Annotated in this window: 16 protein-coding genes and 1 pseudogene; all 17 read left to right on the top strand. The window is 49.2% G+C overall.

Annotation, left to right across the window (positions count from 1 at the left end):
- Positions 1-150: 150 nt before the first annotated feature.
- Positions 151-789, top strand: coding sequence for a succinate dehydrogenase cytochrome b558 subunit (locus AC50Y3_RS20275; RefSeq protein ID WP_494820537.1), 639 nt, complete (start codon positions 151-153; stop codon positions 787-789).
- A 41-nt stretch (positions 790-830) separates the two neighbouring features.
- Entirely contained in the window at positions 831-971 is a 141-nt protein-coding gene (locus tag AC50Y3_RS20270; protein WP_494820536.1) for a hypothetical protein, read from the top strand.
- Positions 972-998: 27 nt separating this feature from the next.
- Positions 999-1886, top strand: coding sequence for an ABC transporter permease subunit (locus tag AC50Y3_RS20265; protein ID WP_494820535.1), 888 nt, complete (start codon positions 999-1001; stop codon positions 1884-1886).
- Positions 1883-2812: an ABC transporter permease gene (locus AC50Y3_RS20260; RefSeq protein ID WP_494820534.1), complete on the top strand. Its 930-nt coding sequence runs from the start codon at positions 1883-1885 to the stop codon at positions 2810-2812. Before AC50Y3_RS20265 ends, AC50Y3_RS20260 begins: the two co-directional genes overlap by 4 nt.
- A gap of 89 nt (positions 2813-2901) precedes the next feature.
- Positions 2902-3577, top strand: a pseudogene (locus tag AC50Y3_RS20255) (response regulator transcription factor).
- Positions 3567-4943: a sensor histidine kinase gene (locus AC50Y3_RS20250; protein ID WP_494820533.1), complete on the top strand. Its 1377-nt coding sequence runs from the start codon at positions 3567-3569 to the stop codon at positions 4941-4943. Before AC50Y3_RS20255 ends, AC50Y3_RS20250 begins: the two are co-directional and overlap by 11 nt.
- 127 nt (positions 4944-5070) lie before the next feature.
- Positions 5071-5556, top strand: a complete 486-nt coding sequence (locus AC50Y3_RS20245; protein WP_494820532.1) for an LPXTG cell wall anchor domain-containing protein — start codon at positions 5071-5073, stop codon at positions 5554-5556.
- Positions 5557-5558: 2 nt separating this feature from the next.
- On the top strand, positions 5559-6227 hold the full coding sequence (locus AC50Y3_RS20240; protein ID WP_494820531.1) for a PspA/IM30 family protein: 669 nt from the start codon (positions 5559-5561) through the stop codon (positions 6225-6227).
- A gap of 750 nt (positions 6228-6977) precedes the next feature.
- Positions 6978-7676 carry a sensor histidine kinase gene (locus AC50Y3_RS20235; protein WP_494820530.1) on the top strand — a complete coding sequence of 233 codons (699 nt, stop codon included), beginning with the start codon at positions 6978-6980 and terminating at the stop codon, positions 7674-7676.
- 14 nt (positions 7677-7690) lie between these two features.
- The gene (locus AC50Y3_RS20230; protein WP_494820709.1) at positions 7691-8326 is read left to right on the top strand and encodes a response regulator; all 636 of its coding nucleotides are present in this window, start codon (positions 7691-7693) and stop codon (positions 8324-8326) included.
- A gap of 302 nt (positions 8327-8628) precedes the next feature.
- Positions 8629-9384, top strand: a complete 756-nt coding sequence (locus tag AC50Y3_RS20225) for a YveK family protein (RefSeq protein ID WP_494820529.1) — start codon at positions 8629-8631, stop codon at positions 9382-9384.
- Positions 9365-10015 (top strand): CpsD/CapB family tyrosine-protein kinase, encoded by a 651-nt coding sequence (locus AC50Y3_RS20220; RefSeq protein WP_494820528.1) that lies wholly within the window; start codon positions 9365-9367, stop codon positions 10013-10015. The genes AC50Y3_RS20225 and AC50Y3_RS20220 overlap by 20 nt, the downstream gene beginning before the upstream one ends.
- Positions 10016-10279: 264 nt before the next feature.
- Positions 10280-11179: a UTP--glucose-1-phosphate uridylyltransferase GalU gene (galU, locus tag AC50Y3_RS20215; protein WP_494820527.1), complete on the top strand. Its 900-nt coding sequence runs from the start codon at positions 10280-10282 to the stop codon at positions 11177-11179.
- Positions 11163-11843 carry a sugar transferase gene (locus tag AC50Y3_RS20210; RefSeq protein ID WP_494820526.1) on the top strand — a complete coding sequence of 227 codons (681 nt, stop codon included), beginning with the start codon at positions 11163-11165 and terminating at the stop codon, positions 11841-11843. Before galU ends, AC50Y3_RS20210 begins: the two co-directional genes overlap by 17 nt.
- A 19-nt stretch (positions 11844-11862) precedes the next feature.
- Positions 11863-13119 carry a glycosyltransferase family 4 protein gene (locus AC50Y3_RS20205; RefSeq protein ID WP_494820525.1) on the top strand — a complete coding sequence of 419 codons (1257 nt, stop codon included), beginning with the start codon at positions 11863-11865 and terminating at the stop codon, positions 13117-13119.
- A 29-nt stretch (positions 13120-13148) separates the two neighbouring features.
- A complete protein-coding gene (locus AC50Y3_RS20200) occupies positions 13149-14462 on the top strand; it encodes an O-antigen ligase family protein (protein ID WP_494820524.1) in 1314 nt (437 codons plus the stop codon).
- Entirely contained in the window at positions 14459-15676 is a 1218-nt protein-coding gene (locus tag AC50Y3_RS20195; RefSeq protein ID WP_494820523.1) for a glycosyltransferase family 4 protein, read from the top strand. Before AC50Y3_RS20200 ends, AC50Y3_RS20195 begins: the two co-directional genes overlap by 4 nt.
- The last annotated feature ends 2 nt before the right edge of the window (positions 15677-15678 follow it).

Below are 15678 nucleotides of genomic sequence, written 5' to 3'. Positions count from 1 at the left end.
TATTGTTTAAATATTTCCAATACCTCAGCCCATTATGCAATCCTTGGAGCCGAGGTAAATATTCCGATCTCTCGGTGTCACATATGATCCTCGTCAATCGTTTAATTAATAAGCAACCGGAAACAAGTCATCATTGAGAGGTGGAGTAATATGAAAGGAAATGCCTATTACTGGCGTAAATTGCACTCGCTATTCGGGGTAATTCCTCTCGGAGGTTTTATTCTTGTGCATGTATCGATCAACTTTCAAGCGTTTGAACGCGGACCCGAGGGGTTCGCTACCTATGTGCATTTCATTAACAGTCTGCCGCTGAAGCCGCTGCTTGAGATCTTTGGAATCTACCTTCCGATTCTGTTTCACGGCGTTTATGGGCTGTACATGGCTTATCGGTCCAATATGAACGCGGGGCAATATTCCTATGGTCGTAACTGGGCATTCATTCTGCAGCGCATGACAGGCGTTCTTACGTTTATTTTCGTTTTCTGGCATTTCTATAATACGCGCCTGCAAATTTATTTGGGCAACATTACGCATGAAGAGCTTGGTTCGACAATGCATCAAATTGCCACGAATCCACTGTACTTTAGCCTTTATGTCATTGGTGTCTTGTCGGCCGTATTCCATTTCAGCAACGGACTCTGGGCATTCATGATCAGCTGGGGGATTACCATTTCGCCACGATCACAGAAACTTTCTTCTTATATCTGCATGGGCGTATTTGCACTGGTCTCCTTGCTGTTCATTCTTTCGCTCGTTGCTTTTACAGGCAATGAATTCCTATCATCTTAAGAATCATCGAATTGCGTTAACACATCTTAGGAGGCACTCCTATGAAAATCGTAGTTATTGGCGGCAGCGGACTTCTTTCTTTCGCATCCGCAGAGGTGAATGATCTATCTCTCGTTCCTAGTGCTGATAACGCACGCATTAGCTCGACACCCTATAAGGAATGGCTCAGCCGGTCCGTTTAACTTAAGTAAGAAAGGGATCGTTGCATCATGACAAAGGTAGCGCAGTACACTTCAATCGTTCTGGGCATTCTGTTGTTCGTACTTGTTTTTGCCATGGTTCCTGATGTTCTTATCCAAGGTCGTATGGACGGATCCGTCTATTTTCTTTGGTCCAGTGGGCTAACAAGCTTGAAAGCATATATAGAAGGATTGGCGAGCGGCAATGCCTTTCATTATTTGTCCGGCAAGACGGAACGATCGTTCTGGGAACAGATTGGAAGCTGCATCACGCTCTCTTTTGCCTATTTGGCGGTCGGTGCGGTAATCGGCATGACTGTAGGTATTTTGCTCGGCATCTACTTCTCGTTAACGCGTAAACAGTGGCTCAAAGGGCTGCTGGAACTGACGAGCGTGCTCCCGGACTTTGTTATCGTGCTGCTGCTGCAGTTTCTTATTGTCATAGTCGCGGATAATACGGGGCTTGTCATCTTTCAAGTGGCAAGCTTCTCTACCGATGAACCGGCGATTGCGCTTCCGTTAATTTCGACGATCATCATTCCTGCAACGTATATGATTCGAAATGTAGCCCTTCACATGAGTCATACGCTGACCGAGGATTATATCAGTTTTGCGAAAGCGCGGGGACTTGGTAAACGCTATATTATTTTCTTTCATGCACTGCCGAACGTACTGCCCTTCGTCAAAGCGGATTTGAATAAGTTCCTGGGGATATTGTTCGGAAACTTGTTTATATTCGAATATTTGTACAATCTGAACGGCGTGACGCTGTTAGTCTTCTCCAATGCTTATGCATTTGAAGGGTACCAGTACAATCTGGTCGTGAATGGCATCTTCACATTGCTGCTGCTATACGCCGTTATATATCTCCTTATGAGAGCTTTAATTTACGGCTGGGAGAAGGTGATCGTACGATGAATAAAACGCTGTTTGCCGGCCTAACGATTACCGTTCTAATCATCTTGGCTTCCTTCTTCGGCCACTATGTTGCACCCCATGAACTAAGTGACACGGCTAAAGTCGACTATGTGGTTGACGAGAATGGCAATAGCATCCTTCTGGCTCCGCCATTCTCGCCAAATGCAAACTATCCGTTCGGAACCGATAAATTCAGCGTCGATATGATGGCGAAGCTGCTGGACGGAGCGAAATTTACGATACTCGCATCGCTGTCGATTGCCGCATTTCGTATTTTCGTTGGCGGCGTGCTGGGAATGCTGCTTGGATTTCTCGGAAAAGGCAAGACCGAAAGCGATAAGCGTCCGACTATTTGGAGTGTATTAAACGGGATCCCGACCTTTATTCTGGTTTGGATGATCATGGTGGGCATTTCCATTGAACCCACGGCTTCACCTTTAAAGCTGACCATTATCATTTCCATCGTATTGGCGCTGATCGGGGTTCCGACAGTTGCATCTACGATGAAAGAGAAAACGATGGTGCTCCGCGAGCAGCAATTCGTACTCTCCGCCAAGTCAATCGGAGCAAGCCGCTTCACGATTATCCGGAAGCATCTGTTTCCTCACTTGAAGGAAAGCTTCCTGATCTTATTCGTCCAAGAGATCGTCATGATAATGGGGTTGTTCGGACAGCTGGCGATCTTCCATATCTTCGTAGGGGGCACGAAGGTGTACTACAATCCACCGGACCCGCCTGAGTTTGTGAGCCTCTCGAACGAATGGAGCGGATTGGTCGGACAAGCACGCAGTTATTTGTTTATTTATCAGTGGGTCCTGGTTATCCCGCTGCTTGCCTACATCATGTATATCCTCGGCTTTCATTTGATCTCGATTGGGCTCGAGAAGATGTACAAGAAGAGATTTTCCAAATTCTCGCACTTCTGACTCCAGACTTTCTATCGATTCATTTACCGTACTTTTACCTTTTGTATGGTATTCTAAACGAAATAGGCTATTGTCGGCGGTGAAACGAAATGAATATTCTGCTTGCGGAAGATGATAAGAAGCTGGGGAAATTGATGAAATATGTACTGGAGAAGAAAGGCGATTATCACGTCGATTGGGTAGATAACGGCGATGATGCGCTCCACTACGCAGGCGGATCGACTTATTGATGTGCTCGTTTTGGATTGGATGATGCCCCGTAAGGATGGGATTGACGTTTGTAAAAGCTTACGAGCGGCCAACTACGGTCAGGCCATCCTTTTACTTACCGCGAAGGATGCGCTGCAGGATAAAATCGTTGGCTTGGATGCCGGGGCGGATGACTATCTCACGAAACCCTTTGAGATGGACGAGCTCCTTGCTCGTCTGCGCTCACTGACACGGCGGAATTTTGCCCCTATTCAAGTGGAGGTGGTAACGTTCGGTCAGTTCATGCTGAAGCGGACGTCCCGTCAGCTGTTCAGAAGTGGGGAAGAGATTTTCCTCAGCCAGCGGGAGTATCAGCTGCTCGATTTATTTCTGCAGAATCCCGGCCGTGCGCTGACGAGGGACGTCATTTTGGATCGGGTATGGGGCGTTGGCAGCGAGGTATCCAATAAGAATGTGGATGTAACGGTCAAAATGCTTCGGGACAAGCTGGAGGCAGCACAAGGGGAAACGATGATCCAGAGTGTCAGAGGGGTAGGCTACCGATTTGAAGCATAAACGTCGAGGGCCAAAGACAGACCTGTTCGTTCAAACGCGAAGGAAGTTAACCTACACCTACACGTGGCTGATTATCCTCTTCTTGGTGGTGTTCTCGATCATCGTTTCCGCGTTATTTCTGGGGATGGCTTATCGGCAGCAGCATGAATCCCTCATGTCCACGTTGTTTGCGACAGAGAATGGAAACTTGGTGATTCCTGATTTGACGAACTCCCGCGGTGACGATTTGTACTTTTTCTATGTCGTGGATGAGCAGGGGAATGTGCTTGCAGGCAGCTCCGTTGTTCCTCAATTTAATAACATTAATTTGCAGAAATTGATGGGATGGCAGCCTCGAGAAGTTTCGTTTCAATTGGAATGGCAGCCGGAGACGCATGTGAAGATGCGCCAACGTGTTTTGAAAGAACCGAGATTACCGGAAGCAACAGGAGTTCCTGAAGTACCGAAAGCACCGGAATTGATGATGGCCGGGGAGCGGCTCCTCTTTGTCGGCGCGCGTCCGGTTATGCTCGATAATGGTTCGAGAGCCGTCATTTATGCAGCCAAAGATGTGACCTTCTATTATGAGGTGTTTCGAAACTTGCTTATCGTATTCCTTCTTATTCTCGTCCTCTTCATCATGGCTGCCGTATGGTTGAGTAATTCGATGTCCAAGAAAGCGATGATCCCGATCCAGCTAGCGTATCGGCAGCAGCAGCAGTTTCTGGCGGATGCGTCACATGAGCTTCGAACGCCGCTTAGTATTATGAATACCTCGCTGGATGTCATTGAGCTGGAGAACGGGCAAGACTTCACGGCCTACACGAAAGAAGTCGTCGTAGATATGAAAGAGGAAGTCGGGCGCATGAGCCGCATGGTTCAGCATTTGCTGCTGCTCGCTCGATCGGATGCCGGCTCAGTCGAATTTGAGAAGGTTTCGTTTGATTTGGTTCCGAAGGTCAGGCAGTGGGTGCAGGCGATCGATTCAGTTGCCCACAAGAAGCAGATTTCGTTAAAGGCTGAGCTGCCGGATAAAGTAGTGGTTACGGGAGATATCGAGCGTCTCAAGCAGCTGGTGTACATCCTCTTGGACAATGCGATCAAGTATACACCGGAGAGCGGGGCAGTTAGAGTAGCCTTGAGCAGCAACCCTAAACAATGGTCGCTTTCCATCAGCGATACGGGTATTGGTATCCCGGAGCACGCGACGCAGCGGATTTTCGACCGATTCTATCGGGTGGAGGAGCACCGTTCGCGGGAAGAAGGAAGTGCGGGACTAGGGTTATCGATTGCAAAATGGATTGTAGAATCCCATCAGGGTTCGATCGAGGTGAAGAGCTCGTTAGGCGAAGGAAGTACGTTTATGTTGAGGTTTCCCCACATCTAGAATCATGTGCCCTTTCTCAATGCATGTTGAGGAAGGGTGTTTTTTTGCCTATTTACCGTACTTTTACTTTTGGCGTCTATAGTGAGAGTTGTAAAGAAGATAAACGTCACGAGAGGATGGATGAGAGATGAGATCCGGTAGATCTTGGATCAAGAAAGTACTTCTCATAGCTGTAGTAATTGTCGTAGTTGGAGTTGGCGTGAAATTTGCATCAGGTGATGAAATGTCGGTTCATAAGCAGGCGTTCACGCAAGTGAAAGTAAACGCCGAACCCTTCATGGCCGGTGGCGAAGGGATTGGCGGCAGGAGCAAAGGTGAGGACAAAGGCATCACAATCATGTCCAGAGGCGATGACAGAGGTATAGCGGGTCCGGGTGCTCTTCATGTGAAAGACTTGCGTTTAGAGGGTCACCACCACGAAGATTGGGATGCCGGAATTGCTATAGTCGGTACGATTCTTATTGCCGGATTGCTCTTCCTGATCATTAAGAGAAGAAAGAGACCGCGTGACCGTTTTGCAGCAAGTGCAGCAGCTCCCGTGCTTCCTTCCACATCCGATTTCCTAGACCAATGGGAAAGAAATCATTCTGCTAATTCAAAGGAGTCGAATTAAATATGGGCATTTTCAAACGCGTGAAAGATTTGTTTCTGGCGGAAACGAATGGGCTTCTGGATAAGTGCGAACAACCCCTCAAGATGGTAGATCAATATATTCGCGAGTTTGAACAAGAGCTTGCGAAAGGGCAGCGGGCATTGGCGAATCAATTGTTTATTGAGAAAAGACAAGCTGCTCTTATTGCCGAGACCGAAGCGATCATTGAGAAGAGAGATCGCCAAGCGAAGCTAGCCGTGAAGCAAGATGAGGAGCACATTGCGAAGCTGGCGCTGCAAGAAAAGCTGATGCATGAGAAGAAACTAGCGGCTTACAGTGCCCAGTATTCGACGATTCAGGAGCAAACGAAGCTCTTGGAAGAGAGAATCGGCCAGCTGCTTGTGCAATCGGAGGAATACAATCATCGCCGCCTGCTGCTCGCATCTCGCGCCAACGTTGCCAGTTCGCTGAAGGAGTTGAATCAGAACGTCGTATCCTTTCAAACCGAGAATGTATCCAAAGGATTTGCTCGCGCGGAAGAGAGAATTCTGATGATCGAAGCAGAGATGGAAGCCATGGCTCATTTCTCCTCCCCGGTCAAACGTTCTGCTCCTCAATATTTGGATCCAAGTCTTACGGCTGACATCGACAAGGCGTTGGATGAGTTGAAACAGCAGCATACAGAGGAGTAGCTGGCAGCTTATCCGCAAAATACGTAATGAATCGAGGCGTCCCTTATGGGGCGCCTTTTACTACTCGATAAGGAGCTAATGTTTCATATCAATACAGAGAGGGTAAGTATTGGCTTGCCGAAAGAAGAGATGATTATGGCAAATTATTCTTCTCATTATTCTCACTTTTTTCTCATTATTAATTCCTTTTTGCACTTGTTCAGTGTGCAAAAGAACCATGTCCGGTACTACTATGGGGAGTGTTTAAGCTAAAATATGTAAATAATCCTTAAAATTTATCTAAAGATATGATTTTGATGATTGCTTATAGTCCCACTTCTAAGCGGTTCTCTCCACGCTCGATTTGGGTAATGAGGCCCAAGTGCCGAAAGGGCTAAGAATGGATCTATTTGAGGCTATTGAGAATCGTTCTCTTTCCAAGCGCAGTGCTCTTCTATCAAGATTTTACTCTTACAAAAAGATTACAAGACCTGACTTCGGTCGTTAGCTATGTCCTTCGTATTCGACAAATGGCGGGTATAGTCGATTGAGTCCAAGGTCACTGTTTACCTGTAAACGTACGGTTAACAAAATCAGTACTCCTGCAGTATGTCCATGTCAACCTTCTCAAGGTATGTTGAGATGAGGAGCCCATTGTCCGAATTTGGATATCTATGACGAAACCTTTAGACTCTCTCATTTTATTCATAGTATGAGCACTCCATAACCGGAAGTGGTTTTCAATGAATGGCAAGAAAGGTGATGATAACGATGGCAATTCAGATCGAGTCAGAACGATTCTTAATGGAGGAGCGTAACCGGATCGCTGAGGAACTGCATGATCGTGTTTCCCAGCATTTGTTCGGCATCATTTACGCCATTCAGTCAATGAAAGGTGACTGTAACGGCATGAATGACGACCGGACTCAAGAGCAGATGCAAGAAATTCAAGAGGCGGCAATGGCTGCTTCTCGTGAACTGCGTGCATCGATTTACAATCTGAGCTCTCGTGAGAGCAATGAGAACGACAATGCTTCCTGGATTAGTATCGTAAAATCACATCTGGCCAATCAGGCCAAGTTGAACGGTGTCCAAATCCGTATCAACGCACCTAATTCTGACAACCGCATTTCTATAACGCATCAAAAAGCGCTGTATCGGATGATCCTGGAAGGGGTAGGCAATGCAATCCGTCATGGAGCGAGCAGCAGTATTGCAATCCATTTGACTGTGGAGCAGCGTATCATAAGACTCACCATTGAAGATAACGGACGCGGCTTTAACCCTTGGCTGCTAAAGCCAAGCAAACCGGATTCCGGTTTCGGTTTATCCAATATGCGTACGCTTGCCGCATCTCTGGGCGGCCAGTATCAGATAAGCAGTAAACAAGGGAGCGGGACCATCATTCGGGTCTTGCTGCCGATAACCGGCGTTCATCAAGGAACTGGCCAAACTACGAAAAGCGGGTGATCGACTTGAAAATCGTGATTGTGGATGACCATCATGTGGTTCGCAAAGGCTTGATAGCCGTACTAACGCAGGAAGAGGGAATCGAAATTATGGGGGAAGCAGAGACGGTCGAGGAGGCTGTGCAGCTCATAGAGACGGTAGAGCCGGATCTGGCCATTGTCGATATTCGACTTGGCGATCAATGCGGCTTTGACGTGGTTGAACAGCTTCGTCAACATAGCTGCCGTTTCATGATGCTCACATCATCTGCGGCAGAAGCGGATATTCGCAGGGCAGAGGAGTGCGGCGCTGACGGATATGTACTTAAAGACTCGATGCCCGAGGAGCTGCTGCTCGCCATCAAGATGATTGATCGCGGAAGAAAGTACTTCGATCAAGGGCTCATGGAAGTTCTAATTCGCAAGGATCCGGATGATCCGCTCGAGAAGCTGACGCCGAAGGAACGTAACGTGCTGTCTTCACTGGGTGAAGGATTGTCCAACAGCGCTTTGGCGCAGAAGCTGATGATAAGCGAGTCTACGGTCAAGAAACATATCAGCAATATTTTTCAAAAATTAAATGTAAGTGACCGCACACAAGCTGCACTTTATGCGCAGTCGCGGGGAGTAGCTGCCTACGCATTGTCGGATGAGCTATCCGGAACTACTTAAGAGAGCGGCGATGGCCGCTCTTTTTGTTCGTCATAGGCTATCTATGGTACGAAAGTATAAGCCGGGTTTATCCAATGAGGCGGTTCGGAGTACAACTTGAGATGAAACAAAATCATCCTGCCGTTCAATAGTCTTGAAGCGTAATGTCGCTATACAATTAAGTTGCACAGGGAAATAGCCTAACCAAGCAGGGGAGGGCTGATCCCGGAAAGTCAGACAGCAATACTTAAATATTTCTGAATATTCAGACAAAAAATAGTGTTCAATCCCCACCTATGAACGCGGTATCGGAGGAACTAGCTTTGGAATTGCAACGATATTGGAGCATTGTCAGAAAGAAGCTGTGGTTGATTGCTTTGCTGGTCATTGTCAGCTGTACGCTTGTCGGCTACTACACGAGCCACTTCGTGAAACCGCAGTATGAAGCTTCGACGAAGCTGATCGTAGGTCAGACCAAGGACGCGGATCCGAACAAATCAAACATCGATGTCGGATCGATCAACTCCAATATTTTGCTGATCAAAACCTATAAAGAAATTATCAGGACGCCGCTTGTCATGGAGAAGGTTGTAAAGGAGCATCCGGAGCTTGGCGTAAGCGCAGGTGAGCTTGCTTCGAAGGTGACTGTCAGCTCCATCAATGATACACAGGTGATGACGATTACCGTCCGAGATCAATCTTCTGAGCGGGCAGCCAATATGGCCAATGCGATGTCGGAGGTCTTCCGCAAAGAAATTCGGACGCTCATGAAATTGGACAATATAGCGGTTCTGAATTTAGCTGATCCGGCGGAGCGCCGTGGTCAAGTATCGCCTAATCCGACGATGAACGTGATGGTCACCTTCGTACTGACATTGATGGCCGGCATCGTAGCTGCTTTCATTCTGGATCAGCTGGATAACACGGTTAAGACGGAGGAAGACGTTCAGGAACAGTTCGGAATTCCGGTGCTTGCGGATATCCCGAGAATAAAACGAGGCGATAAGGCCGCAAGCGGCCATAATGCTCAGATGAAGCCTCTGTCAGGGAGGAAGAACAATGTCTCGCTTGATGCATAGAAGTCGTAGTCTCGTTACCGAGAATAATCCGAAGTCGGCTGCCTCCGAGATCTATCGCAGCTTGAGGACCAAGATCACCTACTCGAATCGGGATGCGGCATTGAAAACGTTCATGATCACTTCAGCTCTTCCCGGTGAAGGTAAAAGCACAACAGCCGCCAATGTCGCGGTAGCCTACGCTCAAGCCAATAAGAAGGTGCTGCTCATTGACGCCGATCTGCGAACGCCGGTTCAGCATCAGATCTTTGAACTAAATAACGATCGCTATGGGCTCAGTACGGCGCTAGCGGATCGCAGCGAGCTAGAAGCGGTTATTCAACAGACAAGCATCGAGAACCTCTACGTGGTGAGTGCGGGGCCGGAACCGGATGGTCCGTCCGAGCTGCTTGATTCACCTAATATGACGGCTTTGCTTGAGAAGGCCAAGGAGCGGTTCGATATGGTCATCATCGATACGCCTCCGGTTATGACGGTTACGGATGCACTGGTAATAGCCAGCAAGAGCGACGGTGTCGTCCTAGTCGTCAAACCGGGCAAAGTGAAGAACGATATAGCGGCCAAAGCGATGGCAGCGCTGGAGTATGGTCATGCGACCGTTATCGGAGCTGTTCTCAACCGCGCAGGCCGCTAGCATACAACATCTCAGCCGATTTTAAGGAAATGTCTCCTGCTCCTCTATCACCGGAGGCACTCGGTTATGCTGTGGGTCAAGCGGCCTTAGACGTTAATCGTCAGGGGTATGACGTGAGGAAGGGTTCAATGCCCTACTCTATTTTTAGATCCGTTTCTTCTTATCTAGAAATACGAGCTATGTTTTCCTCCATGGCGAGAAAACATAGCTCGTGTTTTTAGAACACGACATAGATACAGAAATAAATTGGATAGGGTGAGATCAATGAAAAAAGTGAGAAAAGCAATTATCCCTGCGGCTGGACTCGGTACTAGGTTTCTACCCGCAACCAAAGCAATGCCCAAAGAAATGCTTCCGATTGTCGACAAACCGACAATCCAGTACATCGTGGAGGAAGCGATCGCATCCGGTATTGAAGACATCATCGTCGTCACGGGCAAAGGAAAACGTGCAATTGAGGATCACTTCGATATTGCCTTTGAGCTTGAGCATACGCTCGAGGAGAAAGGGAAACACGATATCCTCCGGAAGGTACAGCAGTCTTCAAACGTAGAGCTTCACTATATCCGGCAGAAAGAGGCAAAAGGCCTCGGGCATGCCGTATGGTGCGCGCGTAATTTTATCGGTGACGAGCCGTTCGCCGTTCTGCTTGGCGACGACATTGTCAAAGCGGATGTTCCGTGCACCAGGCAGCTCATCGAACAATATGAACGGACAGGGAAATCGGTTATTGGTGTTCAAGCCGTTGGCGCTCACCAAACGCATCGTTACGGGATCGTAGATCCAATGGAAAGTGTAGGACGGCTGTGCACGGTCAACCGTTTTGTGGAGAAGCCGCCATTTGGACAAGCACCGTCGAATCTGGCGATTATGGGACGCTATATTCTGACACCGGATATTTTCGAATATTTGGGCCGTCATGAGACGGGAGCGGGCGGGGAAATTCAGTTGACTGATGCGATTCAGAAGCTGAATGAGGACTCGGGCGTATACGCCTACGATTTCGAGGGGATTCGCTACGATGTTGGCGAGAAGCTCGGATTTATTATGACAACCATAGATTTCGCGCTCGGCAATCGCGAGCTGCGCTATCAACTAATAGAAGAGCTTGAGGAGATCCTCGAGCGGGAAAGAGCGAGTGTATCTCATGAATCGACAATTTGATCAGGAAGCTGTCGTGAAGGTGTCGGAACATCGGGCTCTGCAAACGTACAATAATTTGGTTTTCTATACGTTAGTAAAACGCATCATCGATATTACCTGCGCACTGCTCGGGTTAATTATTCTATTGCCGCTGTTCGTACTCATTGTGCTCCTGATTAAGCTGGAAGATCCAAAAGGTTCGGCGTTCTTCTACCAGACCAGGATTGGCAAAGACGAGAAACCGTTCAAGATGTACAAGTTCCGCTCCATGGTGTCAAACGCGGAGGAGAAACTGAAGGAACTGCTGGATAAGAATGAAATACAAGGTGCCATGTTCAAGATGAAGGATGATCCTCGCATTACGAGAGTCGGCAAATTCATTCGGAAAACAAGCATCGACGAGCTTCCGCAGCTGGTGAATGTACTGAAAGGCGACATGTCGCTGGTCGGCCCAAGACCGCCGCTGCCAAGGGAAGTAGCCGAGTATTCGGAGTACGACAAGCTGAGGCTGACGGTAACGTCGGGCTGTACGGGCTTATGGCAGGTCAGCGGACGCAATGAGCTGAGCTTCGAAGAAATGGTAGAGCTCGACCTCGAATATATCCAGAAAAGAAGCGTTACCGGCGATTTGAAAATCATCTTCAAAACCTTCAAGCTGCTGCTTGGTGCGAAGGATGCTTTCTGATAGGGGGTAGGGACTGCACATGAAAACCATCATGTTTATTACGAACCGGTTTCCCTTCCCGAATACGGATGGACGGAAAAACATGCTTCTGCAGTACATTCGGCAAATGAAAGAGATTTATCCGGGCAGTGAAATTGTTAATTTATCCTTCGTGGATGACGACCGGTACCTCAAACATCGGCCGGATGAAATTGACCGACTGGTATGTCTCGAACTGCCCGGTTTGGCCGAGAAGCTCTTCAATGTAGCGTTTTATTCCTTGCTGCTGCGAAGATGGCCGCTTCAGGTATCCGTCTATTACAGCCGGAAGACACACCGGAAAATCAAAGAAATTGTGCAATCGGAGAAACCGGAGCTAATCCTGTACGACATGGTAAGGGTGGCGGAATATGTATCCGGGGAACAAGGCACGCAGGTTCTGAGCTACGACGATCTGTTATCGCTGCGCTATCGGCGGCAGCTGGAATGGTTTCACTACATTCCCTCCGCACTTGGAGGGTTTGCGGACAAATTGCCGGGTAAGCTGAAGCGATTTGCGGATGTGAAGTTTATTCAGAAGTGGCTGATCGATCTGGAGAGCCGGCTGCTCGCCAAGTACGAGAAGCGGGTTGCGGCTCATTTTCACCATCTCATCTTCACTTCGCCGACCGAAGCGGAAAGCTTCCAGAAGGTTACTCGCCACGAGTCCTGCTACGGCATTCCGATGAAATTCGAAGCGGATGGGCAGCGGGGCAGCGGTCCCCGCAGATACGACCGGAACAAGCTGGTGTTCGTTGGGAAGATGGATATTCCGCATAACAGCTCAGCCGTTGTCTATTTCTGCGAGCGCATATGGCCCAAGATCAAGCGGCAGGCGCCGGAGGCTACCTTCTATATTGTCGGGAAGAGTCCAACTGCCGAGGTGCTGCAGCTGCAGGAAACCTATCCGGGCGTTGTTGTCACCGGAGAAGTAGACGATGTGAAAGAGATCGTCAGCGAATGCGCGCTCATGATCGCTCCGCTGCTGTTCGGGACGGGCATCAAAACGAAAATCGTCGAAGCCATGTCCTGGGGTGTCCCGGTCGTGACAAACCAGATCGGGGTTGAAGGCATCAGCGCGAATCACAGCGAGGATCTGTTCATCTGCGATTCGGACGACGAGATCGTTCAGAACGTATTGCTTCTACTCAGCAACCCAGAGATTAACGATAAAGTATCGCGCAATTCGGTTCGCTATGTCGCAGGTCATTTCAGCAGCTCCGTCACGCGCAAACATATGGAGCTGATCTTATCATAGCTCCGCTTGCGTCAAGAGCAGGTGCATACATGGTTCTTCGAAATCTTATTATTATGCTGTTTCTCTTCTCCTTGGCCGTTCTAACCTACGATAGCTTGCCGTATTTTCACTTCTCGGTCTATCGTCCGGTGGCCATGTTCCCGATGTTCGCAGCCTCGTTTCTGCTGTTGTTCTGCGATTTCCGGTTCAGGCCCGGCGACCTCTTCTTCCTTGCATTCGTCATCTACAGCATCTCGCATTCTTTAGTGGTGGCGATTGGCTATGAGGATGCAGGCAGCAGCTTTAAGCATGTGATTACGCTGCTGTTTGGCTTATCGATGTACCGGGTGTCCGTTTATATCGCCGAACAAACGAAAGCGGATCCTGCCCTGAAAGGGTGGATCGCGAAGAGTCTGCTAATCGGATTTATCCCGCCGCTCGCTTTCGGATTCATGCAGCTTGTGGATGCGCTTGTTATTCACAGCGGGTTCTCCTTATCTTTAACCGGGTTGTTCTCGGAGAAGGTATATCGCGGACGGATTCAAATGCTGTCCGGCGAGCCTTCGTGGGGAGCGATTCATATGCTGAGCGGCGGTATTCTCATGTTCTACTTCTTTAAACAAGGCTTCCGCAAGCATCTGGTGCTGCTGATCGGCACGGCGGTGCTGCTGGTGCTGTCCTTCTCGGCTTATGCATACAGCGTACTGCTGACCGCACTGCTCATCTATGTGCTGATCACGAGCAAGAACCGAGGGAAAATGCTGCTTGTGCTTGCGGCATGTGTGCTTGTCGTTGGGTTAGGGGTCCCATACTTATTGGAGGCTTTCCACGTCAGCGGATACTTTACGGATCGGTTCCAGTTTGATTTCCAATCCTTGATCAAGACCGATAATTCCTTCTTCATCCGGGTTGTTTTTCCGGCTATCGGATTCTTGGAGTTCGCCCACCACCCGCTCTTCGGCGTTGGGGGAGGGTTTTACTACAGGGATTTCGCGGAACTGCTGCTGAAGCATTTCAATGATGGATTGGTATTCGCCGAGGTTCATGATCTTGTCTTCGACACTCCTGAGATGGCAACGTCACGGAATCTGCTGTCCAAAGTGTTCGCAGAGGAAGGCCTGATCGGCGCCGCGCTGTTCTTCGGCTTTATGATCTCCGCCTTAAGGAGCGCGGGGGCGAATCCTTACGCTAAATTCGCTTTTGCGCTATGCGTTTCGCTCGTCATGAACTTCGATTCCTATTCCTTTGTGAACTTTTGGCTGTTAATCGGGTTCATCCGAGGCGGTTTTTTCAATGAACGGCCGGCTGCCGTGGCAGTAGGAAGCGTGATGCAGCGCATGAAGGGAATGAAACGAATTGCATGAGAATTTTAATTGTGAATAGCCTTTATACGCCGTACATCATTGGCGGCGCGGAAATATCGACTCAAATCTTGGCGGAATCGTTGGCTTCCGCAGCAGAGGTTCATGTCCTGACCGTTGGCGGGCAGAAACGAAGCGCCGGTATCCAGAGAGAGGTTATCAACGGAGTCACCGTGCATCGTCTGCCTTACAACAATCTGTACTGGATTGGCGAGCCTCAGGGCCGCGGAACACTGATGAAAGCAGCCCGCAGGATGATTGATCTCTACAATCCGGTGCAAATCAAGACGTTCCGGAGCCTATTGTCATCGATTAAACCGGATCTGGTGCACACGCAGAATTTATCCGGGTTTGGCTCGGCGGTCTGGTCGGCTTGTGCCGAGGAAGGGTTACCGGTGGCGCATACGCTCCGGGATTACTCGCTTCTCTCGCCGGTCAGCTCGCCGATCAAGAATCAGACATTAGCGCGTGTGTATCACTCGACTTCACTCGGCTACAGTAAACGGGTATCCGCGGTTGTCGGAATCTCATCGCATATTCTGAAGCGTCATACCGATGCCGGATTGTTTCCGAATGCAGCGAAGCTGGTCATTCCGAATGCCGTGGACGGCGCTATCGAAGGCGGAGCGAAAGACTTCAATCGGGAGCCGCTGCGTATCGGTTACTTCGGAAGAATCGAAACCGAGAAGGGCGTCCGCGAGCTTGTTGACGCCGTCCGTTTCCTGCCGCGCAAGATGGTCGAGCAAGTGATGATCTGCGGCGATGGAGGCCTAAAGAAACAGCTTGAGGAGTTATGCGCTTCTGATGACCGCTTCGTGTTTACCGGCAAAGTTACACCGGAAGAAGCTCGTCGTAATATGGCAAGCGTGGATGTTACATTCGTGCCTTCCATCTGGGAGGAGCCATTCGGACGGGTAATCATCGAGTCCTATCAGGTTGGGACGCCGGTCTATGCTTCAGCTGTCGGCGGCATTCCGGATGCGGTCTGGAATCCGGAAGATTATCTCTTCGCTCCGGGGAGTTCGGACGCCATCCAAGCCAAAATTATCGCGTTCCATTCCTTAGGGGGCGTCGAGAGAAGACGGGTCGGGGAGCAATGCCTGAAGCATTGCCGTAACTTTACGACGCAATCGCTGCTCGACAAGCACCTCTACCTCTATGAACAAATTCAATATGGCCGGCATGAATATGCGCTGGCAGGGGTGAACGGGAGATGAAA

The organism is Paenibacillus sp. J22R98 (assembly GCF_059383835.1).
The sequence above is the reverse complement of the archived record's forward strand: the minus strand, read 5'-3'. Positions and strand labels throughout refer to the sequence as shown.

Bases quoted from the DNA above. Each gene is read 5' to 3' on its own strand.
- AC50Y3_RS20275 (WP_494820537.1), top strand. From the start codon at position 151: ATGAAAGGAAATGCCTATTACTGGCGTAAATTGCACTCGCTATTCGGG.
- AC50Y3_RS20270 (WP_494820536.1), top strand. From the start codon at position 831: ATGAAAATCGTAGTTATTGGCGGCAGCGGACTTCTTTCTTTCGCATCC.
- AC50Y3_RS20265 (WP_494820535.1), top strand. From the start codon at position 999: ATGACAAAGGTAGCGCAGTACACTTCAATCGTTCTGGGCATTCTGTTG.
- AC50Y3_RS20260 (WP_494820534.1), top strand. From the start codon at position 1,883: ATGAATAAAACGCTGTTTGCCGGCCTAACGATTACCGTTCTAATCATC.
- AC50Y3_RS20245 (WP_494820532.1), top strand. From the start codon at position 5,071: ATGAGATCCGGTAGATCTTGGATCAAGAAAGTACTTCTCATAGCTGTA.
- AC50Y3_RS20240 (WP_494820531.1), top strand. From the start codon at position 5,559: ATGGGCATTTTCAAACGCGTGAAAGATTTGTTTCTGGCGGAAACGAAT.
- AC50Y3_RS20235 (WP_494820530.1), top strand. From the start codon at position 6,978: ATGGCAATTCAGATCGAGTCAGAACGATTCTTAATGGAGGAGCGTAAC.
- AC50Y3_RS20220 (WP_494820528.1), top strand. From the start codon at position 9,365: ATGTCTCGCTTGATGCATAGAAGTCGTAGTCTCGTTACCGAGAATAAT.
- galU (WP_494820527.1), top strand. From the start codon at position 10,280: ATGAAAAAAGTGAGAAAAGCAATTATCCCTGCGGCTGGACTCGGTACT.
- AC50Y3_RS20210 (WP_494820526.1), top strand. From the start codon at position 11,163: ATGAATCGACAATTTGATCAGGAAGCTGTCGTGAAGGTGTCGGAACAT.
- AC50Y3_RS20205 (WP_494820525.1), top strand. From the start codon at position 11,863: ATGAAAACCATCATGTTTATTACGAACCGGTTTCCCTTCCCGAATACG.
- AC50Y3_RS20200 (WP_494820524.1), top strand. From the start codon at position 13,149: ATGGTTCTTCGAAATCTTATTATTATGCTGTTTCTCTTCTCCTTGGCC.
- AC50Y3_RS20195 (WP_494820523.1), top strand. From the start codon at position 14,459: ATGAGAATTTTAATTGTGAATAGCCTTTATACGCCGTACATCATTGGC.